Source organism: Nitrospira sp. (assembly GCA_029194675.1).
Classification (GTDB): domain Bacteria; phylum Nitrospirota; class Nitrospiria; order Nitrospirales; family Nitrospiraceae; genus Nitrospira_D.
This window is the reverse complement of the sequence record JARFXP010000003.1, coordinates 468,554-491,588: the sequence shown is the minus strand read 5'-3', so window position 1 is coordinate 491,588 and position 23,035 is coordinate 468,554. Positions and strand designations below refer to the sequence as shown.

At 57.7% G+C, this 23,035-nt stretch carries 23 protein-coding genes; 4 read left to right on the top strand and 19 right to left on the bottom strand.

Annotation, left to right across the window (positions count from 1 at the left end; translation table 11 throughout):
• Positions 1 to 8: 8 nt before the first annotated feature.
• From hypD to treZ, 17 genes are all read right to left on the bottom strand, one after another.
• Positions 9 to 1,118, bottom strand: a complete 1,110-nt coding sequence (gene hypD / locus P0120_17250) for a hydrogenase formation protein HypD (protein ID MDF0676057.1) — start codon at positions 1,116 to 1,118, stop codon at positions 9 to 11.
• A gap of 232 nt (positions 1,119 to 1,350) precedes the next feature.
• Complete coding sequence (locus P0120_17245) at positions 1,351 to 1,797, bottom strand: hypothetical protein (GenBank protein MDF0676056.1); 447 nt, start codon at positions 1,795 to 1,797, stop codon at positions 1,351 to 1,353.
• A gap of 609 nt (positions 1,798 to 2,406) precedes the next feature.
• Positions 2,407 to 2,625, bottom strand: coding sequence for a DUF2283 domain-containing protein (locus tag P0120_17240; protein ID MDF0676055.1), 219 nt, complete (start codon positions 2,623 to 2,625; stop codon positions 2,407 to 2,409).
• Positions 2,626 to 2,678: 53 nt separating this feature from the next.
• A complete protein-coding gene (locus P0120_17235) occupies positions 2,679 to 2,972 on the bottom strand; it encodes a HigA family addiction module antitoxin (protein ID MDF0676054.1) in 294 nt (97 codons plus the stop codon).
• 268 nt (positions 2,973 to 3,240) lie between these two features.
• Complete coding sequence (locus P0120_17230; GenBank protein ID MDF0676053.1) at positions 3,241 to 4,116, bottom strand: prohibitin family protein; 876 nt, start codon at positions 4,114 to 4,116, stop codon at positions 3,241 to 3,243.
• Between the two features lie 47 nt (positions 4,117 to 4,163).
• Entirely contained in the window at positions 4,164 to 4,517 is a 354-nt protein-coding gene (locus P0120_17225) for a hypothetical protein (protein ID MDF0676052.1), read from the bottom strand.
• 442 nt (positions 4,518 to 4,959) lie between these two features.
• Complete coding sequence (locus P0120_17220; protein MDF0676051.1) at positions 4,960 to 5,280, bottom strand: hypothetical protein; 321 nt, start codon at positions 5,278 to 5,280, stop codon at positions 4,960 to 4,962.
• Between the two features lie 67 nt (positions 5,281 to 5,347).
• The gene (locus tag P0120_17215) at positions 5,348 to 5,596 is read right to left on the bottom strand and encodes a HypC/HybG/HupF family hydrogenase formation chaperone (GenBank protein MDF0676050.1); all 249 of its coding nucleotides are present in this window, start codon (positions 5,594 to 5,596) and stop codon (positions 5,348 to 5,350) included.
• 27 nt (positions 5,597 to 5,623) lie between these two features.
• Entirely contained in the window at positions 5,624 to 7,987 is a 2,364-nt protein-coding gene (hypF, locus tag P0120_17210) for a carbamoyltransferase HypF (GenBank protein ID MDF0676049.1), read from the bottom strand.
• Positions 7,984 to 8,337 carry a hydrogenase maturation nickel metallochaperone HypA gene (locus tag P0120_17205; GenBank protein ID MDF0676048.1) on the bottom strand — a complete coding sequence of 118 codons (354 nt, stop codon included), beginning with the start codon at positions 8,335 to 8,337 and terminating at the stop codon, positions 7,984 to 7,986. The genes hypF and P0120_17205 overlap by 4 nt, the downstream gene beginning before the upstream one ends.
• Complete coding sequence (locus tag P0120_17200; protein MDF0676047.1) at positions 8,330 to 8,812, bottom strand: hydrogenase maturation protease; 483 nt, start codon at positions 8,810 to 8,812, stop codon at positions 8,330 to 8,332. Before P0120_17200 ends, P0120_17205 begins: the two co-directional genes overlap by 8 nt.
• Positions 8,809 to 10,116 carry a Ni/Fe hydrogenase subunit alpha gene (locus P0120_17195; GenBank protein ID MDF0676046.1) on the bottom strand — a complete coding sequence of 436 codons (1,308 nt, stop codon included), beginning with the start codon at positions 10,114 to 10,116 and terminating at the stop codon, positions 8,809 to 8,811. The genes P0120_17200 and P0120_17195 overlap by 4 nt, the downstream gene beginning before the upstream one ends.
• Positions 10,117 to 10,155: 39 nt before the next feature.
• On the bottom strand, positions 10,156 to 10,977 hold the full coding sequence (locus P0120_17190; protein MDF0676045.1) for a hypothetical protein: 822 nt from the start codon (positions 10,975 to 10,977) through the stop codon (positions 10,156 to 10,158).
• Positions 10,978 to 10,986: 9 nt separating this feature from the next.
• Entirely contained in the window at positions 10,987 to 11,838 is an 852-nt protein-coding gene (locus tag P0120_17185) for an FAD/NAD(P)-binding protein (GenBank protein MDF0676044.1), read from the bottom strand.
• 5 nt (positions 11,839 to 11,843) lie between these two features.
• Positions 11,844 to 12,986, bottom strand: a complete 1,143-nt coding sequence (locus tag P0120_17180; protein ID MDF0676043.1) for a 4Fe-4S dicluster domain-containing protein — start codon at positions 12,984 to 12,986, stop codon at positions 11,844 to 11,846.
• Positions 12,987 to 13,119: 133 nt separating this feature from the next.
• A complete protein-coding gene (gene treY, locus P0120_17175; protein ID MDF0676042.1) occupies positions 13,120 to 16,008 on the bottom strand; it encodes a malto-oligosyltrehalose synthase in 2,889 nt (962 codons plus the stop codon).
• Between the two features lie 22 nt (positions 16,009 to 16,030).
• On the bottom strand, positions 16,031 to 17,908 hold the full coding sequence (treZ, locus tag P0120_17170; protein ID MDF0676041.1) for a malto-oligosyltrehalose trehalohydrolase: 1,878 nt from the start codon (positions 17,906 to 17,908) through the stop codon (positions 16,031 to 16,033).
• Between the two features lie 151 nt (positions 17,909 to 18,059).
• Between treZ and glgX the strand changes: the two genes are divergently transcribed.
• Positions 18,060 to 20,213, top strand: coding sequence for a glycogen debranching protein GlgX (gene glgX, locus P0120_17165; GenBank protein ID MDF0676040.1), 2,154 nt, complete (start codon positions 18,060 to 18,062; stop codon positions 20,211 to 20,213).
• A 19-nt stretch (positions 20,214 to 20,232) separates the two neighbouring features.
• Here glgX and P0120_17160 read toward each other — a convergent pair whose 3' ends face one another.
• Positions 20,233 to 20,688 carry a hypothetical protein gene (locus P0120_17160; GenBank protein ID MDF0676039.1) on the bottom strand — a complete coding sequence of 152 codons (456 nt, stop codon included), beginning with the start codon at positions 20,686 to 20,688 and terminating at the stop codon, positions 20,233 to 20,235.
• Between the two features lie 235 nt (positions 20,689 to 20,923).
• Between P0120_17160 and P0120_17155 the strand changes: the two genes are divergently transcribed.
• Both P0120_17155 and P0120_17150 read left to right on the top strand, forming a co-directional pair.
• The gene (locus P0120_17155; protein ID MDF0676038.1) at positions 20,924 to 21,391 is read left to right on the top strand and encodes a CBS domain-containing protein; all 468 of its coding nucleotides are present in this window, start codon (positions 20,924 to 20,926) and stop codon (positions 21,389 to 21,391) included.
• Positions 21,392 to 21,397: 6 nt separating this feature from the next.
• Complete coding sequence (locus tag P0120_17150) at positions 21,398 to 22,105, top strand: HAD hydrolase family protein (GenBank protein ID MDF0676037.1); 708 nt, start codon at positions 21,398 to 21,400, stop codon at positions 22,103 to 22,105.
• Positions 22,106 to 22,267: 162 nt separating this feature from the next.
• Here P0120_17150 and P0120_17145 read toward each other — a convergent pair whose 3' ends face one another.
• The gene (locus P0120_17145) at positions 22,268 to 22,435 is read right to left on the bottom strand and encodes a transposase (protein ID MDF0676036.1); all 168 of its coding nucleotides are present in this window, start codon (positions 22,433 to 22,435) and stop codon (positions 22,268 to 22,270) included.
• Positions 22,436 to 22,542: 107 nt separating this feature from the next.
• Here P0120_17145 and P0120_17140 point away from each other — a divergent pair, with 107 nt between their 5' ends.
• A complete protein-coding gene (locus P0120_17140; GenBank protein MDF0676035.1) occupies positions 22,543 to 22,926 on the top strand; it encodes a transposase in 384 nt (127 codons plus the stop codon).
• Positions 22,927 to 23,035: the final 109 nt, after the last annotated feature.

Sequence of the window (23,035 nt, the reverse complement as noted above, 5' to 3'; positions counted from 1 at the left end):
CTTCCCGTCTAGGCTTTAGCTGTGGCGCGGGAACGGTATCGATAGTAGGCGGCACAGGCCCCTTCGCTCGACACCATTGGCGCGCCTAACGGCTGCTCCGGTGTGCAGCGAGTCCCGAACGCTGGACAGTCCATTGGTTTGAGCAGTCCTTGAAGAATCAGCCCGCTCCGGCACTCTGGATCTTCAATGCCTTCGGTGAGCTGTGCAAGTTCCCGCTGAAACTTTACCTCGGCATCATAAGCACGGTAAGCAGATTTGAGACGGAGGCCGCTCGCGGGAATCTCGCCGATGCCTCGCCAAGCACGAGGAGTCGGTTCAAACACCTGTCCGACGATCGTTTTGGCCTGTCGGTTCCCTTCCCGGCTGACCGATCGTGCGTATTGATTCTCAACCCCGACGCGTCCCTCCTCCAACTGACTCACCAACATGGCCACCCCTTCGAGAACATCGAGCGGCTCGAACCCGGTCACGATGATCGGGACTCGATATCGCTGCGCGATGGATTCATACTCCTCATAGCCCATCACGGTACAAACGTGACCTGCGGCCAGGAAGCCTTGAATCCGATTCTGTGGCGACGAGAGGATTGCCTCCATCGCCGGTGGCACCAGCACGTGAGCAATCACCAGACTGAAGTTCGTGATGCTCAACTGCTTCGCCTGCGTGACCACCATGGCCCAGGCCGGCGCAGTGGTCTCGAAGCCTACGGCAAAACAGACAACCTCGCGATCGGAATTTTTGCAAGCCAGTTCGAGCGCATCCAGCGGGGAGTAGATGATCCGGACATCTCCGCCTGCCGCCTTTACTCCAAACAGATCCCCACGGGAGCCGGGAACACGCAACATGTCGCCGAACGAGCAGAAGATCACTCCCGGCAATGATGCGATGCAGACGGCCTGGTCGATCAACGACACTGAAGTCACGCAGACCGGACAGCCAGGTCCATGAACGAGCTCAAGGTTCTTCGGCAACAGGCTGTCGAGCCCAAACCGCACAATCGCATGGGTCTGCCCCCCGCAGACCTCCATGATCGTCCAAGGCCGGCGCACCGTCTTCTTGATCCACTCCGCCAACGCAGTCGCCACAGCGCGATCGCGAAATTCATCCACGTACTTCATGATCGTGATTCCTTACATCACCATTATTAAGAATCTAATCGAGCTCAATCAGCCAAGAAGTACCAGAACGGTAATTCAGGGCCACACGGGAATCTCAACTTTGCCTTGCAATATACATGTCCGCCGGACGACCAAGCCCACCGGCGGCTTTCGAGCACAGCGAAGATGGAACCCACCAGTGGGCAAAAATCTCCTGTGTAGGAGCTCCCACTCAAACCGCTATTTAGAACGCTCAACTCGCATACTCTCTCGCTTTGGCCAGCGTAGTGTCGACCAAGTCTTGATCACCAGCCATGGTGGAGAGTTGCGTTGCCGCAAGTAGTGCAAAAGTCCCCGCCAGGCTGAGAGCGGAGATCACCTCATCTGCAGGATAGTTTATGGGACCTGTGTGCGTCTGCGTGACTCTGCGAACAAGCGCCTGATATCCGGTATGCGTGAAGCTGCAGAAGATCGACCAGTGCTTGGACTTGAGTGTGGACAACGGACCGTTCGGCAAGCCAACCTGGGATTCCACCAGACTAAGTAAGGTGCCGAATCCAATATCCAGTTCGTCCTTCTCGTACCGGTTAGCATCCTCGTCCGTGGCAACGTGAGATGGCCATAGGCCCCTTCCGAGCGCCTCAAATTCAACTCTTAAGAGGGCATACAGTGGGCCGTACAGCTTGGATGTGCAAAGCAAGCATATTCCTGCATGATGTTCAATCGCGAGGTCGAAGCATGCAAGCGCAAGCTGGCGTTTCCGATCCACAGAGAAGGGGCGAGCGAGGTGATTGTTGATCCACCTTACGATCTCTGTCTGCTTCTTCAGATATGAATCAATAGTCATTAAAGTTCTAACGTTGAAGATCAGCACCGGTAGACGAAGAGGGAGGCAACGAGACCGACATCGGCTGAAGCGACTTGTTAGCCAGCACCCTTCTCAGTGATCTCCGACCGAACTGCTTGCCCGCACTTCCGACAGCGCCCTTCCAGATAAACGCGACCATTCTCGTCGTACTCCTGGGGCGAGCTCATTCCCAGGTCAGCCTCGCCACATGCATCGCACCAAGTGTTATCGAGCATCCACTCTCGCTCTTCAGCTGACCGAGCCGCAAAGTCTCGTTGAGTTCTGGACATCACTTTACCTGGCTAACACTGTTTAGGCCGATCCGCGTAAGAGACGGATGGGCCGTGTTCCGACCTTACAACACGCCACCGACTGTTTCGAGCATAACGCCATAATTGTTGGCGTTTCAATGAGGTACGACGTGGGGCTATTTATCGTGGGTTCTTATACGGACGCGGGGCATTAGGCTGCGTCGGTTTCGATCTTGCCGGGAAGTTTACTGAGGATCAGTTTTTGTAGTTCGACCTTGTTGGTGGCATTGTCGATATCTATACCGACCAGCCGTCCACTCGAATCGTAATCGAGCACGACGCCCTCGGACACTTCGCGACTTTCTACGCTCGGTCTTTCAGAAAGATCGATATAAAGCGAATCAGTGTCCGGATTATAGTTGAGCTTCATGGTTGAAACCCCGGATCCTTTCAGTTGCTTGCCGACTCGGCTGCAAAGTTCTTCTACGCCGCCGTGAGCCGGACTTTCCCGACCTTGCCGAGCTTCACATGCCGCTTGGCGTGCCAGAGATCGTGATTGTACTGCATGGCAAGCCAACTTTCCGGAGAACGGCCAAGAGCCTTGGAGAGGCGTAGCGCCATTTCAGGGCTGATACGGCTCGTACCCGTAAGAATGCGATTCAGCGTTGAAGCAGCCACACCGAGCTTTCCGGCCAGTTCGCGGCCGCTCAGATTGTTGGGCTCCAGATAGACCTGGATAATGAACTCGCCGGGATGAGGAGGATTGTGCATAGCCATTAGTGGTAGTCCTCATAATCCAAGACGTAGATGTTATGCAGCTGCTACTTCGACGTGATCGCTTGTGGAGGCTAGAGCCGGAATCGGTTGACCCTGTACTTTCAATCCCTCTATGTGCAGCGCAATCGCTTCGGGAACCAGAGATCGAACTTCCTCCCTCGATTCGCTTCCCTCTCCGCCAGTAGCCGCACCAAAAATCCGAATGATGGGAAGCGGTGCTTCTGTGTTGGCTCCTGCATCAGATGCGGTCCATTGATCGCATGCACACTCAGCGCAATGGCGACTCCGATCGTGGGTGATCGGTTCCGGGGTTGACAATTATTGGAACATTGAGCTTGTCAGGCACGATGAGAGTTTTGGCATTGGGACTCTCATACAATTTGAACCGCAAGTAATCCGGCGTCAACGTTTTGGTGATGATCTCCTGCGCCTGCGACTGTCCTATGGCCCGGATCCTCATGCTTTCGGCCTCGCCTTCCGCGCGAATCCTCAACGAATCACCCTCGCCTTTCGCGTGAATCCGGGCAATCTCGGCGTTGCGCTGTGCAATCACCACCTCGAAGTCCTTTTGCTCTTTTTCCTGCTCCTTCGCCTGCTTCTGTTCGATGGCTCGCAACACCATCTGCGAAAACTCCATTTCCGAGAGTGCCACGTTGTAGACGTCCAGATGGCGCCCTTTTAACGCTTCGACCACGACGGCTTCGATCTTATTTCCGATTTCGCTGCTGCGCTCAGGAAGCGTGACCATGGTGTAGTTCGCGACGACCGCGCGCACAGCCGACAATAATTGCGCGTGAACCAATTCCCTGTACCATTCATACCCCACTTCCTGCGCCAGAAAATATATTTCTTCCGGGATGGGGCGCATGGTGATCGCGGCATACACAGTCACCGGGAGATCGTCAGCGGTCAGCACATCCACTTTTTCTTTGAAGGTCTTCCATTTCGTGTCGTACACGAAGACATCGTTCCAGGGAGCGCGCCAGTAGAATCCTTCCTTGAGCGGTTCCTTCGTCAGTCCCGCCGTGAGAGGGTACCAACGCAACCCGCGATTGCCTGGATTAACCGTAGTACTGCAGCTCTGGAGGAGCACCACTATCGGGATCAGCAAAAGAAGTACACGAGCTTTCACAGAATGTTTCATAGATTCCTCCTCTTCCTTGCGTCATCCATTCCGGTGAGCCTGCATGATTATGGGACCGTCGTCGGGCGTTGCCTAGTGCGATCCACGGACGCATGCGCCTCGGCCAGACGTTCGAATTCTTTTGCGGTTTGTTCGTAGTAGCTTGCCAATGAGCGCGCACCGGAGACCAAGTCCGCCTCAGGTCCAAAGAGGGCTTCATAACGCGTCGCGGCCGTCGCTTGCGCATTGGCCTTCTCGTGCATGTCAGCGGCTCGATTCCGATAGAGATTAGTGATGGCTGTTTGGTCATATGAGGGATCATCCGAGCTCGAATCGAGAGGTTCACGCGAAGCGCACCCACCGGACGCCATGAGGCATACCAGTAGGATCCGGCCCACTTTCTCGATTGTTTTGTGAGTCATCAACTCTCTCCTGCCATTGGCCACACGAACAACTTCGGTGATGAGAGCATGAGTGAAGCGCCTGCCGGAGATTGTACTACACGCAATACCTCAATAGTTGGACATGCGAGTACACTGTTAGCTTCGCGAAGATGCTCGACTTCGTTTGTTAGCCACGGCAATCCAATAGTATGCGCCACGAGCAAATTAGGTTTGTCCGACTGAAGGGGGGTGAGGCCGCACAGGACTGCCGACTGTGGGGAGCAGGACGGGAACGGAGAGAGAACGCCTATTTTCTGTAAGAACCGGCCGGAAGGACTTCGAGCCTCCTGCACAAAAGCTCCCGTATTCCGGCACTCAGCGTCGCGGTCCACTCCATGCCGAAAGGGAGGGAATCGCTAGTGGAGGCAGCCTGATAGGCGAAGCGCGGGGTCGAGGACAATGACTCATGAAGAGCCACGTATCACTTTCCCTTCGGATCAATGTGCTTCGTCCATTCATCCATCGTCGTAACCGGATGAATTGCGCCGGTTTGGGTCGGGGCCAACGGTTCGAAAAACTCCAAGAGGGATTGATAGTCCTTAGCCTGAACCGTGATGTAGTAGGTATGTTCCGTGGCGGCGACATAGGCACTCAGGATCTTCACTCCTTTCTTGGCGGCAAGGTCACGCTTAGCCCAGAACTCATTGAGCATCGTGGCTCCCTCTTTGCTTCTTCCCGGGCAATTCTCAGGCGTGTGTGTCCAGTGGGCTACAAACACCATCCCGTCGTTATCATTCATCATTCACCTTCCTTGTTGATCATATGTCTTTCGATATCGAGCGAATCAGTGTCCGGATGATAGTCGAGCTTCATGGCCTAAACCCTCGATCTGGATTAGAATCTGCCAGATCGGCGTAGGTCTGCAGCGTTCGTCGCGCTGCTTCCTCATCCAGTTTGCTGATGGCAAAGCCGACATGCACAATCACATAGTCACCAACTGTAGCTTCCGGCACCAACGCTAATGAGACGGATTTGGTGACCCCGCCGAACGACACGGTGGCCGTGCGAAGCGTATCATCTTCGATGTTTAGAACTTGTCCTGGAAGCGCGAGACACATTCTAGGCTCTGCCTTTCTCGTCGAACGTCATTGGTGTGCGGCGACCACTGCCTGCCCGAGTGACAGGCCCCCGTCGTTGGGTGGAACCAACGCATGGCTATAAACGGTGAATCCTGCCGCTTCCAAACGTTGTCTCACAAGTGATAGGAGCAGCCGATTCTGAAAACAGCCGCCGGTCAGGACGACGCGAGGTAGGCCGGCCTCTTGAGCCAAGCTGACAGTTGCGGCGGCAAGACCCGCATGAAACCGGGCGGCAATCTTATCAGGATTAATGCCTCTGCGCAGGTCTTCGAGTAAGGCGCTGATCATGGGACGCCAATCGGCCATCCGCTTGGTATCAGGACCATCACTGGGCACCAGATCGATCGGATATCCTTCTCCTCCTACTCCGCCTGCCTTCACATCTTGCTCTGCAGCAAATTGGACTGCCATCGCCGCCTGTCCTTCAAAGGACGCCTGTGGACACAATCCAGTGAGTGATGCCACTGCGTCGAAGAGGCGCCCCATGCTCGTCGTCCAGGGCCAGGCGATGCTGGACCTGAGTAAGCTTGCCAACTGCGCAAGCTGCTTCTCCGTCACCTTCCAAGAAGGCAGACGATGTACCAGGATCGCTTCTCCCATGAGTTCCCACAGTACCGCTGCGGCAGACCGGTTTGGCTCTCGCATGGCTGCTTCCCCACCAGGCAAGCGAAAGGGCCGGAGATGCGCGAACCGGCTGAACTGCCGGTAGCTCGCAATCAAAAACTCTCCGCCCCAAACCTGTCCGTCTCCTCCGTACCCCGCCCCATCCCAGGCGATACCCAGCACCTCACCATTGAGCTTGTGTTCCGCCATGCAGGAGGCCACATGGGCATGGTGATGCAGCACGGGAACCAGAGGCACCAGAAAGGCTTCGCTTAACATTCTCGCGAATGCCGTCGATCGATAATCCGGATGTAAATCGCAGGCGACAGCCTGAGGTTTGACCTGGAGCATTCGCTGGAGATCCTCGACGGCTTGTTGGAAGGCTTTGTCCGACTCGACGGTAGAAAGGTCACCGAGGTGCTGGCTGAGCACGACGCGATTGCCCGTAAGAAGGGCAACTGTGTTCTTGAGATGCCCTCCCACAGCAAGGATCGAACCCTGCACGTTTCCATTTGACGGGCCATCACTCCATCTAATTGGCTGAGGCGCATAGCCTCGCGCCCGACGAAGAATGACCACGTCACCTCGAGGTTTTTCCGCTTGCCCGGTATCTTCCATCCCGCATCTTCTGGACACCACCAACACGACCGAATCATCGATCGGCCTCGCGATCGGGCGGTCATGCACGAGGAACGCGTCAGCAAGGCCTTGGAGTCGAACCAGTGCTTCACGCTCATCAGTCACGATCGGTTCTTCGGAACGATTCCCACTCGTAGCGACCATGGGTCGCTGGAGCGACGCCATCAAAAGATGATGGAGAGGCGTCGCCGGCAACATCACGCCGAGATAGGGATTGCCCGGCGCCACGGCATCGGCAAGAACCACATCTCGCCGCTTACGTACCAGGACGATCGGCGCCTGCTGTGAGCAAAGCACCGCCTCCTCATCTGAAGACAACAGGCAATAGTCTCTGATCGCATCAACGGAAGGGAACAATACGGCGAAGGGCTTTTCCAATCTTCGTTTCCGATCACGTAATCGCCGGACAGCCTCCGCAGATTTCGCATCGACCCAGAGCTGAAACCCACCCAATCCCTTCACCGCCACGATGAGCCCTTGTTCGAGCAGAGCCGACGCCCGCCGTAAAGCTTTCTCTCCATCTGCGACTTCATGACCCTGCTCATCCCACAAGGACAAGCGAGGCCCACAAGCAGGACAGGCAATCGGTTCCGCATGAAAACGCCGATCGGCTTCGGTTGTATACTCGGCGCGACAGGCAGAGCAGAGGTCGAACCCAGCCATGGTTGTATTGGAGCGTTCGTAAGGAATCGCTGTGAGCAGGCTATAGCGTGGGCCGCATTGTGTGCAGGTGAGGAACGGATGCCGAAAGCGACGGTCATTGGGGTCGTTGAGCTCGCGCCGGCAGTCTGCGCATGTGGCCAGATCGGGCGAGATGACAAGAGCTCGCTGACCCGACTCAGTGCACTGACCGATTGAAAAGCTCTCGTCGTCGAGCATCGGAATGGCGCTGGTGCTTATTACTTCGGCAGAGGCTGAGGCCGGCGCGTCGGATCGCAGCCGCTGGAGAAACGTTTCCACAACCGGTACAGCCCCTTCTACTTCGATCGCCACGCCGTTTCTTGTGTTCTTGATCCACCCAGTCAACCCCAACTCGGACGCCAGCCTATAGATGAACGGACGGAACCCTACACCCTGTACCGTTCCTTCCACCTCGACCCGTATCCGCTGACAAAGAACCTCGCTCATCGGTTAACCACCAATTCGTGGATGACCACTTCGGGCTCGATTGATCCTACGACGAATGGTCCTCCACAGACAGAACAGGCCTCTTCGGATTGTGTGACCGAAATATCTCGCCTGCATTGTGGACACCAGGCATCACTCGGGACGGAGATGAGCTCCAATGTCGCGCCTTCGGCTTTGGTGCCGCCGGCAGCCAACATAAATGCCGTCTGCAGCGCCGACTGATCATGAGCCAATAGGTGAGACAGCGCACTGACTTTCAGTCGCACCGCGGACAGCTTACCGTCCACAGTTTCACCCAACTTGGTTTCCACAGCCTTTACGACTTGAGCCATGAGATGGAGTTCATGCATGGAACCCTTCACATTCCCGGAGGACTCGCGCTACGACTTCTTCCAACGCCCTGGCCACCGAGGGCGACAGCTTTTGTCCTGCTTCCGTGTTGCCTGCTTCAACCCCGTAGACGATAACCGTAGCAGGAAGGACGCCCATGACGCGGGCCAGTTCGAGGGCATCCACCGTGCCGATGGCATGGCTCGAGCGAGGGAAGATCTGGCCAGCGATCGGACCTGCCGAGGCATCGAGTCGGCGGACAGTGCCCGGAGCCTGGCCGCTCCGCGCTGCATCGATGAGGATCGTGACGCGCGCCCCTTTCATCAACTCCATGAGGTCTACCCCCGCCATCTCCGCCTCGATCACCTCTGCGCGGTTACCTACGGCTTGTCGAAGCCGACGGGCAGCTAGAAGACCGATCGCATCATCTCCTCTCAGCTCATTGCCGAGGCCGATGATTCGAATGGAGGAGGAGCTGAAACCGTCATTCTTCATGCACTCTCCCGCCTGATCTCCAGATTCAGAAAATGTGTCGCGCATGAAATACAAGGATCGTAGCAACGGATGACTCGTTCACAGCCGAGCGCCGCCTCCTTATCGGGAAGGCGCAAGAGGCGCGGCATGAACAGGCGCAAGTCCTGTTCGATGCGGGATTGGTTCTGCGAGGTCGGGGGAACGATTTTGACGTCACGGATCACCCCGTCGCCGTCGACCTCGTACCGATGATAGAGAATTCCTCGGGGCGCTTCCGTGCAGGCCATACCGATACCTGATCGCACAGTGATCGGCGCCGCCGATAAGGGCGGGGGCTCATACCGCTCGATGAGCTGCAATGACTCCTCCAACGCGTAGAGAATTTCGATGGACCGAGCGATGATCCCCTGGAACGGATTACGCAGGGGCAGCTCGATCCGCCTGTCTGCCAGGACCTGTCTGGCCCATGGCGTGAGATGATCCTGATTCAAGTTCAAACGCGCGAGGGGGCCGACAAAATAGGATGAACCTCGCAGCTTGCAGTGAAGGGCGTTGGAATAGGCCACCTGGTGCTCGATGAAATGTTGTTCGAATTCGCTCACAGAGATCTGCAAGCCACTGGAGGCGACGATCTGCCCTTCATTGAACGGATACTCATCGGGGTGCCGGAGCGCGACGTAATTGTAATCCGGCGCAAAATCGGGATACTCGAAATCTGCGACCCACCGCACGGTTTCCACCGCCGCGTCGCGCGCCCATAACAGTTCATCCTTCAACGCTTCCAGCTCACGCCGCAGCGGCACTCGCGAGAAGCCGCCGACCTTCACGGAGACCGGATGAACAGAACGGCCACCAAGCAAGGTCATGATCGCATTGCCGGCCTTCTTGAGCCGCAAGCCTCGGGTGACCAGGGTCGCATGATCCTTCGCCATTGAAATGGCACTGTCGTAACCAAGAAAGTCTGGAGCCTGTAGTAGATAGACGTGCAGCGCGTGACTCTCGATCCATTCTCCACAATAGAGAAGCCGGCGCAGGTCACGGATTGCCCCCTCGACACGAAAACCGAAAATCTGTTCGAGCGCATGCACAGCACTCATCTGGTAGGCAACCGGACAGATACCGCAGATCCGAGCGACGATGTCCGGCACTTCCTCGTAATGTCGTCCCCGCAGGAATGCCTCGAAAAACCGCGGCGGCTCGAAGATCCTGAGCTCCACGTCTTGGACGGTTTCGCCTTTCACCGTCACACGGAGTGCGCCTTCGCCTTCCACGCGCGCCACCATGTCGACGGCGATAGTCCTCGTCTGCGCTGTTTCTTCAGGCATTGTGCCCTCAATCCTCGCCGGCAGGATACCTTGTGTGCATCACGGTTTTTTCTCCCAGATATCGCTCTCCGCGCGAAAGGGCGACACATAGCCGTTGATGCCACGAAATCGGCGCATGACCTCGATCGGAATAAGTTGCAGTTCGCTGTGGAAGTGCCTGGCAAGCGAGGTCGTGTTGGGCGGAAGGCCGGGTCCCTTTCGTGCGCCTTCGCTTGGGCCGAAGCAGCCATAACAGTCGCGACCCATGCCCGGACAAATCGCTCCACAGCCGGTCCTGGTCACCGGCCCGAGACAAGGCAGCCCCTTCGCGACCAGCACGCAAACATTTCCCCGTCGCTTGCACTCCAGACATACACTGTCGGCCGGTAGACGAGGTTGGACGTCTGCGACTAGATCGATGATGACTCGCAGGAGTTGATCCTTATCGATCGGGCAGCCCCACAGTTCGAAATCCACATGGACATGTTCCGAGATAGGCGTAGATGTACTGAGGCTCTGAATATATTCCGGGCTGGGATAGACTGCGCGCTTGAACGATTCGACATCGGCCCAGTTCCGCAACGATTGAATACCGCCAGCCGTCGCACAGGCCCCGATCGTGATCAACACCTTCGCCTGTTCTCTCAGGGCGAGAATGCGATGGGCGTCCTCCGCGGTTGTGATCGATCCTTCCACCAGAGCGATATCGTACGGGCCCGGCCTCATGTCGCTGGAAGCCTCAGGAAAATAGGCGATGTCCAGCATCCGACCTAAAGCAAGCAGGTCTTCTTCAAGATTCAAGATGCTGAGCTGGCAACCATCGCAGGAGGCGAACTTGACTACGGCCAGTCTTGGCCGTTGCCGCTCATCAGGGTTGCGCATCGCTTCGCCTCACACTCCCGTCCGCCCTAACCAAGGCTCGACTCGGTCATACCGCATGACCGGACCGTCTTTGCATACAAAGTACGGACCCATCTGGCAATGGCCGCAGAGACCGATCCCGCACTCCATGTGGCGTTCCAGCGAGACGTAAATGGCAGTCGCCGGAATGCCGCGCCTTATTAGGATAGGTACGCCCAGTCGCATCATGATCTCGGGTCCGCACATCAGCACAATGGTCTTCAGCGGGTCGATCGATACCAGCTCGAACAGCTCTGTCACCACGCCGATGTGATACCTCCAACTCTTGTCCGGTTGGTCGCTGCTCAGCAACACTTCTGTATCAGGAGAGCGCCGCCATACATCGAATCGCTCGCGATAGAGGAGATCGTGCGGCGCCTTGACGCCGTGCAGGATTTTGACGGACCCATATTGCGCTCGCCGACGGAAGATGTACTCGATGGCCCCTACCACCGGAGCGCAACCCAGGCCGCCCGTGACAATCACGACGTCGCGGCTGCGCGCCTCCTCCAGCGGCCAACCTTGTCCGAACGGGCCTCGGACGCCCAAGACGTCCCCCGGCTGGAGACCGGCAATCGCTTTGGTGATTCGACCGACAGCTCGGATGGTATGGTCCAAAAACTCCGGCTGATCCGGGTCCGAAACGATGGAAATCGCCACCTCGCCGACTCCGAACAAATAAATCATATTGAACTGGCCGGCCTTGAATCGAAAGCGGCGCTGCATCGGCTCGTCGACAAACTGCAAGCGGTAGGTGTTGATGTCCTCGGCTTCCCGGAGCTTCTCGACAATAGTCGCCGGATGGATGGCATAGGGGTTTACTATTGAATCAGCCTTCGACACGCCGGCTACGATCCTTCTACCTGTGGGCTGGTCACCGACGACCGGCTTCCCGATGTCAGCAAAGCCGACAACTCCTCAGTCAAATCGATTCCGACCGGGCACCATGTGATGCATCGACCGCAGCCGACGCAGCCGGACATGCCGAATTGATCGATCCACGAGGCGAGCTTATGGGTCAGCCACATGCGGTAGCGATCCTTGATCGTTGGGCGAATATTCTTGCCGTGGATATACCCATGTTCCTGGGTGAAGCAGGAATCCCACAATCTGGCCTGCGCGGTTTGTTGGTGCGAAAGGTCCGGCGTCTCTTCTACTGTATGACAAAAACAAGTCGGACAGACCATCGTGCAATTCGTGCAAGCGAGGCAGCGCCCCGCCACATCGTCCCATCGTGGGTGCTCATGGGCATCGTAGAGCGCTTGCGGCAAGCGAGCGTGATCCAGTCGGCGGACTTGACTTCGAGCACAGGTGTCGATGCAGGTCGCCCCCTCGCCGATCAGTTCATCCGAAGCGGGAGACAGTGAGATACCTTCCAGCACATGACGGCCGGCCTCGCTGCCCACTTGGATGAGTAGTCGGTCGTCCACTTCCGTCAAAGCGAGATCGAAGCCGGTTTTAGCGCGAGGACCAGTCTCCATGGATGCGCAAAAACAAGTGCTCAATGCTCTGGTGCAATTCACGGCGATTAGGAAGAGTCCTTCACGGCGAGCCGCGTAGTAAGGATCCCGATAGGCATCGTTCAGAAAAATCCGATCTTGAACGGCGAGCCCGGCGAGATCGCAGGCGCGAGCCCCGATGACCGCCACCTTCTCCGGTTGAGGAGTCATCGGACGTGTGGCGAACCCGTCTTTCGTCCGCTCAATCTTCAAGAGCGGCTCGCGCGGCGCAAAGACGAACGGCTTCAGCGATTGCGGTCCATGGACGACCCCGAATATGTCTTGGGATCCAGTCTGTTCAAGCCGATAGCGAGCTGGTTCTTGGTGATCACGCCAGCCGATCGGCAAATCCGACACGAACCGGATTGGCTCCCACACGACGGACCCGTCACGCACAGTGGGCCCGACAACTCGATATCCCTTCGCACTCAAGGCATCGAGCAATCGTTGGAGGTGACATGTCGGTAGGACTTTGTGAATGTCGTCAGCCACAAATCTCCGCTTATTACCTGATGGATGGTCGAGCCGTAGTACGGACTCCCCTCCTCGCGAGCAAGGCGGGAAGATCACGGCTGCATCATCGCCACCCCCCCGTGACGGCAAGTTGCAGGGCGCTCCCCCGCTCCTACGTCAGGCGCTCCAACAGGGCGACAGGAAATTCAGATAATACATCCGCCATCGGCAGCATTTGGCGACCTTCGACTGTCTGAGTCGACAGCCTCTCGCCGGTGAAGAGATTGCGATAGGCCGAATCCGGCCTCCAGGATGGCACGGCCACATAGGTGTCTCCCCACACATCCGATCCGACCGGTAATCTCATGGCGTCGCCGGTCAGCGATACCACGAGGCGCGGAACGACGGTCACCACCGCCCGCTCCAGGTGGAGACGGGCAAAAGCGCAGCAATGCTCCTGCTTGGTTCCGTAACCCTCGAGCGGGATGTATTCCCCCTGATGAAAAAGTGAGCGGTTGTCCCGACGGAAATGCAGAGTACTCATCGTCGTGTACAGCTTGATCCTTCCGTCGATGCGTTCAGCGAGCAGGGTTCGAACCAACGGCCGCAGATCTGAGCCGCACTCCGCGAGCCTGCACTGCAATTCGTTCAGCATGGAAGCGCGCATCTCATAGTCCACCGGACGACGATTGTCCGGGTCAACGACGTGGAAATCCCAAAGTTCCGACCCTTGATAGAAATCCGGAATGCCGGGAGCCGTTGTTTTGAGCACCACTTGGGACAACGCATTCCACATCCCCCACTGAGCGGCCCGCCGCTGAAACGGAAGGAATTCGTCCAGAAAGGCATTGGGCCCGCCCCGGTCGAGGATCGCGTCGACAAATTGCCGCATCGCCTCCTCGTAGGCCTGGTCGGGATTGACCCAACTCGTATGGGCCTTGCCTTCCCTCAGTGCTTTGTTCATATAGCCCTGAACTCTGTCGCAGAACGCACGGTACTGTGCGTCATCGAGGGGCCTGAGGGGCCAGATGCCGACGAGTGTTTGGTAGAGTAGATACTCTTCGTTACGATCGGGGACGAGTTGTCCCTCCACGTCGACTTTGCACTTCCGGGTGAGTTTCGCCCATCGATTTACGCAGGCCCGCCACTCTCGAGGCATCTCCGACAACACATTGATGCGCCCCCGCGCATCCTCGCTCCGCTTCGTATCGTGGGTGGAAGTGGCCGAAAGCGAGAAGGGCCAGCGCGCCTGTCGCTCCCGGAGATGTTTGTGAAAGGCCGTGACCGTCACACCGAACAACTCGGGATTACCTCCGACCTCGTTCAACGACACCAACCGGTTGTACAGGTAGTAGGCCGTGTCTTCGATGCCCTTCGCCGTCACAGGACTGGTCATTTGCTGGAACTTCATCACGAACCGGAGCTGTTCCCGGCGATCCTGACTGGTCCGCTCATCCCATTCCTTCAGCAATAAGGATCGGACGAAGTCGAAGACACGCCCGCTGAGCGCGGGGTTTCGTCGCTTGGCCCTGGCCACGGCCAGACGGATAAATGCGCGGTCTCGATCCAACAGAGGCTCGGGACCCTCCGCGATATAAGTCCGGTACACGGGGAAGCAGGCGATGATCTCGCGGATGGCGTTGGTGAGGCTGTTCAGCGTGAAGTCACGCGATCGGCGATCGCGTTCGGACAGCTGGTTCAATCGGTGTCCAAGGACATTGATTTCGCTGGCCATGGATGCCTGCATGATCAGCTTCTTCGATTCGTAGACCAGGTCCTCAAATGAGATACGGCGGCGAATGAACAGGACATAAGTCTCGTTCATCGCCCGTTCGTGGGTCGTCTGTACGAAGAGGCCGTTGATCAGATTCAGGAATTCGTAGCCGGTCGTGCCGGAGACGGGCCAGGTTTCTGGCAGCGGCTCGTCCTTGCCGAGAATCTTTTCGACCACGACGAACAAAGGGCGGCCTAACTCGCGTTGGGCCCACGTCTGCCACTCACGCAGATACCGACCGGGATCGGAAAGGCCGTCCACGTGATCAATACGGAGCCCCGTCACCGTACCCTCTTTCACAAGCCGGAACACCAGCACGTGCGACGCCTGAAGTACCGCATCGTCCTCCATCCGGACGGCGGCCAACTCGTTGATGTCGAAAAACCGCCGGTAATTAATTTCTTCCGCCGCCACCCGCCAGTCGGCCAGTCGATACATCTGATCGTTGAGCAAGACATCGAGCGGATCGAAACTGCGCGGATCGCCCTTCGTCCCGTTGAAGATCCGGATGTTGTCATCAAGAAATCTGGCAATGGTCGCTCCATCCCGCACCAACGTGGCGAGGCGCTGCCGGATGATGTCTCGCTCCCGGTTCCGCTCCTCCACACGATCCGGATCCGTTTCCGTGCTGGCGGGCAGATTGCGCAGAGCCGTCACGATGCTTTGCAACTCCTGCACATGGGGGGGGGAGGCTCCCGCCTCGGCGATCAGTTCATCGAGGCGGTGCGTGAGCACCATCGCCGACGATTTCGGCCCGACAGGCAGCCGATGGTCATAGTACTTGATGAAGAACCGTCCCTCCTCATGCACCAGGACAATTTCCTGATTCTCCAGGACCGTTCCATAGAGATCACCGAGGATCGGCAGGAGCACCTTATTCTCCAATTCTCGCTTGACCGGATGCCAGTCGATGTCGAACAGAGGCGCAAAGCGCGAGCTGGGCCCGTTCTCGAGCACGTCCAACCACCAGGCATTCGCTGACCGTCCAATTCCCATATGGTTCGGTACGACGTCGAGGATGTGGCCCATCTGGTGTGCGTGCAGCGTGCGGATGAACTCGCGATACTCGTCTTCGGTGCCAAGCTCAGGATTCAGCGCGGTGGGATCCACCACATCGTAGCCGTGCTCGCTACCGGGCGTCGCCTTCAGATAAGGCGAGGGATAGCAGTCCGTAATACCCAAGGCAGACAGATACGGGACGATCGCGGTCGCCGCCTTGAACGGAAACCCTCGATTGAGCTGCAGCCGGTACGTGGATACCGGTACGGAGGGCTCGCTTGTGGACATGTCCGTCATAAGGGTACGAGCGTCACGTCTTCCGCAGAAACACCGCGACGGCGTAGGCCTGAAGAGGAAGGGTCACGCCCACCGGCACGATGACAATCTCCTGCGGAAGGCGTTCCTGCCCGTCGCCGCCGAACTCATGTGCTGTGGAGTCCAATCGAAGAAGCCAGCGCCCCTCAGGCTCCCGCAAAAGCACTGACACCGGTGCGTTGTTGAAACTGAGGACGACCAAGGCATCTGGCCCTTGTCCTCCCCGACAATGCGCGACCAACATGTTTTCTTCTTCATGAGCCAGGACATGATACCTGGGGTGGGCGCCGCCCGCGCCCAGTGATGGAATCGCTTTTCTGAGACCGATCAACTCCCTGGTCCACTTCAGCATGGCGGCCCGACAAGGATTCAACGGACCGTCGATTGTGACGCGCGACCGTTCGTATGTGAGAGGATCCTGGGGATCCGGAATCTCCCCCTCCCATGCGAACGATGCAAATTCCGCCCGTCGCCCCCGACGCACGGCTTCGACCAACGCCGAGTCGCCATGATCGATGAAGTAGAGGAAGGGCGCTGTCTCGCCGGACTCTTCGCCCATGAAGAGCAACGGAATGTTGGGGGACAACAGGACGGCTGCGGCCGCGACCTTGAGCGCCGTGAAGGGAACCTGGGTGCTCAGGCGGTCGCCGAACGCCCGGTTCCCGATCTGATCATGGTTTTGTGAGAACACGATGAAGCGCGATGGAGCACAAGATGTCGACGAATTTCCGTGACGACGCCGATGGTACCGGGAATATTGCCCGGAGTAGACGAACCCGTCATTCATGGCTTTCGCGAGATGTTTGAGCCCGCCGTAATCTTGATAGTATCCGGCCCGTTCTTTCGTCAGCACGGTCCGGAGTGCGTGGTGGAAGTCATCATTCCATTGGGCATCCATTCCATACCCTCCCTGCTCGGGAAGCGTGACGACCCGCGCGTCATTGAGCGCACTTTCCGCTGTCACGAAAATCCGCCGCTCAAGCCGGGCGGCCTGATCGTGCACCGCCGCAGCCAGGTCTTGGAGGATATGGGTCGCGCCGAAATCGTAAATCCCATGGATTGCGTCCAGCCGGAGCGCATCAATATGGTATTCGGTGACCCAGTACAGCGCATTGCTGACGATGAAGTGCCGGACTTCGTCACTGTCGGCTCCATCATAGTTGATCGCGTCGCCCCAGGGTGTGCGGTAACGATCGGTGAAGTAGGGACCGAACGCGGCCAAATAGTTTCCTTCGGGCCCAAGATGATTGTAGACCACGTCTAGAATGACCGCTAATCCGGCGGCATGACAAGCATCGACGAGTGTCTTGAGGCCCTGCGGCCCGCCGTAGGTTGAATGAGGTGCATACAGGTAGGTTCCGTCATAGCCCCAGTTCCTTGTGCCGGGAAACTGCGCGACCGGCATGAGTTCGATGGCCGTGATTCCCACGTCCTGCTTGAGATACTCTAGGTGAGGGATGATCGCCTCGAATGTGCCGGTCGGTGTAAATGTTCCGGTATGGAGTTCGTAGATGATCAGGTCTTTGAACGCGAGCCCTCTCCAGCCCCGATCCGTCCAAGCGAACGCATCGGGATCGATCACGGCGGAAGCCTTATGGACGCCCTCGGGCTGGAACCGCGAGGCCGGATCAGGCAGGGCTTTCTCGCCGTCCAAGACGTACCAGTAGCGGTCCCCCGCCCGCACACCCTCGACCGTGAGGTCGAAATAGCCCTGCTCTTGCGGCTCCATCGGAATCGGCTTATGTCCTCGATCAAGCACGTGCACGGAGACATGCTTCGCGCGCGCAGCCCACAGTCGAAACCGGACTGTCGACGGACCGATGAGGTTCGCGCCCAGATCCAGTCGCCACGCGCTGCAGATTTGTGAATCCATCAGACCACCTTTTCTTCAGTTTGCCTGAACGAGGCTCCTTAATCCAAGAGCGGATCGAGGCATTGAGTGCATGGTAAGGAGCCAGACTTGCGCCGGCCCGCTACTATAGTTAAGGTACAGCTATCGGAGTCGGACGGAACAGGGAAACGCGATGGTGGCAGGACAGTCCATACGAACGTGGCCCGGCCATCCCTATCCACTTGGTGCGACGTGGGACGGAGAAGGGATCAACTTCGCGCTCTTTTCTGAGAACGCAACGGCCGTGGAGCTCTGCCTCTTCGACGGGCCGGACGCTCCGAAAGAATCCCACCGGATTCGTCTCGAAGAGCGTACCGATCAGATCTGGCATGTCTACATCCCGGGACTCTGGCCGGGGCAACACTACGGCTATCGGGTGCACGGCCTCTATCAGCCTGAAGAAGGGCACCGGTTCAATCCCAACAAACTGGTGATCGATCCCTATGCCAAATCCATCACCGGCAGGATCGATTGGTCGGACGCCATGTTCGGTTACCACATCGGCGACCCTCATGCGGACCTCTCGTTCGATGAGCGCGACAATGCGGCGAATATGCCCAAGTGCGTGGTGATCGATCCGGCCTTCACATGGGGAGGCGACAGCCAGCTTAAAACACCCTGGGAAAAGACCATCATCTATGAGGTCCATGTCAAGAGCATCACCGCTCAGCATCCTGATGTGCCGGATCGGATGCGCGGGACCTATGCCGCCCTGACCACTCCGGCGGTGCTTGACCACTTGGTCGACCTTGGCATTACGGCAGTCGAGTTGTTGCCGGTGCATCGGTTTGTCCGCGACCGGAACTTGGAGGATCGTGGCTTGACCAACTATTGGGGGTACAACACGCTCGGCTTCTTCGCCCCGGATGTTCGATATGCCGTGTCTCCCGTGAGGGGACGTCACGTGCGCGAGTTCAAAACGATGGTCAAAACCCTCCACAGCGCGGGAATCGAGGTGATCCTGGACGTCGTCTACAACCACACCGCCGAGGGCAGTCACCTCGGACCGACCCTGTGTTTTCGTGGCATCGACAACGCTTGCTACTATCGGCTGGTGCCGGGCGACGCGCGTTATTACGTCGACTATACCGGTTGCGGAAACACGCTGAACGTCAGACACCCGCGCACGCTGCAACTGATCATGGACAGTTTGCGGTACTGGGTGAATGAGATGCACGTCGACGGCTTCCGCTTCGATCTTGCGTCGGCGCTGGCGCGGGAACTGCACGAAGTCGACCGGCTGAGCGCCTTCTTCGACATCCTGCATCAGGATCCCGTTCTGTCTCAGGTCAAACTGATCGCCGAACCGTGGGATGTCGGCGAGGGGGGCTATCAGGTCGGCAACTTCCCTGTCGGCTGGGCCGAGTGGAACGGCAAATATCGCGACAGCATCCGACGCTACGTCAAAGGGGACGGGGGACAGGTCGCCGAATTGGCCTACCGGCTGACGGGCAGCAGTGATCTGTATGAAGGAAGCGGCAGACGTCCGTTCGCCAGCGTGAATTTCGTCACCGCGCACGATGGATTCACGTTGCACGATCTCGTCTCCTACAACTCGAAACACAATGAAGCCAATCGGGAGGAGAACCGCGACGGGACCGACGATAATCTCAGTTGGAATTGCGGGACGGAGGGTCCCACGAACGATCCCGCCGTCACCGAGCTCCGCGAACGGCAAAAACGGAACCTCGTGGCGTTGCTGCTGCTCTCGCAAGGTGTGCCGATGATCTCCGGAGGCGACGAGATCGGCCGGACGCAGCAAGGCAACAATAACGCCTACTGCCAGGATAATGAGATCAGTTGGTACGACTGGAAGGTGGACCAGGCCAAGCGCGATTTACTGTCCTTCGTGCGCAACATGATCGCATTCCGCAAACAACACCCCGTCCTGCGACGCCGGCGTTTTTTCCAGGGCCGCCGCCTCCGCGGGTCCATGGTCAAGGATCTGGCTTGGTTCCGACCGGACGGGAAAGAGATGAGCGACACGGACTGGGACGCGGGGTATGTCAAGTCACTCGCTTTACGCCTGGCCGGTGACGCGATCGACGAGACCGACGAGAAGGGCCGGCCCATCACGGACGATACGCTCCTGATCCTCCTGAACGCCCACCACACGCCGCTCACCTTTACCCTTCCGGCACACAAACGCGGCGTACGCTGGCAGCCCTTGCTCGACACGTCCACGAGTAGCTTCCATCCCAAGAAGGCCGGCCTGATCAGGGGAGGGAACCACTATGAGATTGAAGCACGGTCCCTCGCCGTCCTTCGATTGCTGCCTCACGATTAATCAACCGCCTTAGCCCATATTACTCATGACGGTTCGTGACGAAACCGCCAAGACGCCGTACCAGGCTTCCTTGCCCGACTTTTCCTATAAACAGGCAGGAGAGACCATAGCGCTCATCCTGATCAATCAGAGGGGTATCGACACAATCGTCGGTCGAATAGAGAATCACCTTCTTCCGGCATTTCACCGCCGGTTCGAGCTTGCGTGACTTTGTTCCGACCCTGACTTCATCGTTTTTAAGGACAAATCGTTTCCCCCGGTTCAAGAAGCAATTGGGGGTGTCTGCGCCTTTCCTGATGCGTTTTGAATGAGGATGAGTGAGTGTTTGCAGAGCAAACTCGCCGACATCGGATAACCGGTGGGGCGTTGAACCCATAAAGGGATAGGACGAGAACTCTCCGGTCTGAAGATTCCTGTGTCCTTTGGCGACATCCTGGAGTTGATCGTTGTAGCGGATCTCCTCACGGGAGGTCATTCGACAAAAGCATCTGTTTCGTCAAGGCCGACTGATTTCAACTAGTTGCGCCGGTCATAGGACTCGCCTCTCATGGCTCCATTCTTGCCCATATTTTTTCATTGCACTTGTGAATAACGTCCTGACCGACAGTTTCGGTCAGTTGATCCAAGCTACAACGGCAGTGAACAGGCAATGACGGCTAAAGAGACCCCTCACAAAACCAGAAGCTTGTCTTTATGAAAGGAGGTCTCACATGAAAGTCCAAGATATGATGACCAGCGATGCCCAGTGTTGCAGCCCCGACACCAATCTGGCTACCGCAGCCAAAATGATGTGGGACAGCGACTGTGGAGCGCTCCCTGTCGTGAGGATCAACGGTCAGGTAGTGGGAATGATTACGGATCGCGACATCTGTGTGGCTGCGGCTACCAAGAACAAGCCCCCGTCCGAGATCACTGTGTGGGAAACGACGTCGGGGAAGGCATACACCTGCCGACCGACCGACGATGTCCACATGGCTCTGGACATCATGAAGCGGGAGCGGGTCAGACGAATTCCGGTGGTGGATGAGGATGGAGTGCTCCGGGGAATCATTGCGATGAACGATTTTCTGCTTGTAGCGCAGGAGGCTAAAGGGAAGAACGTCCCTGCTGTGTCGTACGAGGATGTGGTGCACGCGATGAAGGCGATCAGTGCACATCGGATTCTGGTCGGCATTTGAGCGGTCATGGTGCTGCTGCCAGGGGCGATGAAAGGTTCGGGTTTGGAACGATTGCTCGCTCTGTGCGGTCTATCTTCAAGAAACCTCGCAGCATTCGGCGACGCAGAAAACGACCTCTCGATACTGACGCTGGCTGAGGTGCGGTCGCCGTGGCCGATGCCGTTCCTGCCGTCATCGAAACAGCGGATGTCCTTGCCACAGCTCCAGGCCCTCAAGGCGTATTCATTGGGCGGGAAATTCCTCGATATCCCGCTCACACGTGAGCGGTCGATCTTGCTAGGGCAGGCAGAATCCGGCACAGCCATCCATATCCCTGCTGCATGGCTAGCCGGTCTTAATTTGGGAGTCTTCGGCAACTCGGCCACCGGCAAGTCGTGGATGGTCGGTTTGATCACAGAAGGACTTCACCATGAAGACTATCAGGTTCTTCTCATCGATCCCGAAGGAGACTTTCGTGGGCTGTGCGTGCTGCCCCCTTTCGTCTCGATCAGCGGCGACCGAGCGACCCTTCCCTCACCCTCCGCCGTCGCCTCCCTCATCGAGGAAGGAGGGGTATCTCTCGTTCTCGATCTCAGCCAATATCCGGTGACCCTCCGAGGTCATTACGTTGCCGAGCTGATGCGAGCCTTGCGCCCCGTACGGGAGCCAAGTTCCGTCCCCATTAGAAAGCTTGGAGCATCACGACTGTCGAGAAGATTTTGTGAAGTGGGCTGAGTCGACACTTGGCGACGGAGGACTCGCCTCGCGCCTCCGAAAGGTGGCGAACCGTTGGTATCAAGGAGAGGACCTCCGGCAGGCACTCGGACAGACTGTGTCCACGCATTACGAAGAAATCCGCCGATTGCAGTAACCTCGACGGATGAGAAAGCGTGCGAACTATTCGTAGGCGTGGAGTGTCACGCCTACGCGGTGGCGATAGCGCTCGAGGCGTTCCAGATAGGCGCGGGAATCCGCGTCGTCATGGAAGATCGTGGTGCGGCGATTGCCGCGGGCGAAGACATGATAGAACCCGCCAGAGAAATCGAGTCGTGGCATGCGGGCCATGGGGGAGAACATAGCGAGTGGAGTTGCAATAAGTCAATACGCATGCCTGACCCCAACTCTATGCTGACCTTCGGCAGAGTCCCATCTGGCGGGAGAAAGACGAGCTACTGCGGAGTGTTCCCGGTGTCGGCCCCGTGCTCACCACCACCCTCCTTGCGACCGTCCCGGAGTTGGGCACCTTGACGCACAAGCAGATTTCGGCCTTGGTGGGCGTGGCACCTTTCAGTCGCGATAGCGGAATGCTGCGTGGGAAACGCACGATTTGGGGAGGCCGGGCTCAGGCTCGCGCCGTGCTGTATATGGGGGCGATCGTGGCCACCCGTTTCAATCCCTTCATTCGAGCGTTCTATCAACGGCTCTGTCAGGCGGGGAAGGCCAAGAAGTTGGCGCTGACGGCGTGCATGCGCAAACTGCTGGTCATCTTAAACGCGCTGCTCAAACATCGGAAGCCGTGGCAGCAGGGAGTGGACATGGCGGGTGTCAGGGCATAGGAGAGCTTGGACGCGATGGAGATCGTCGTTCCTCGGGCAATTGTGTGCGAAGATTTTTCACGGGTGAATCACAAAACACCCAGGTTGGCTCTTGACAGACAAGACAGTT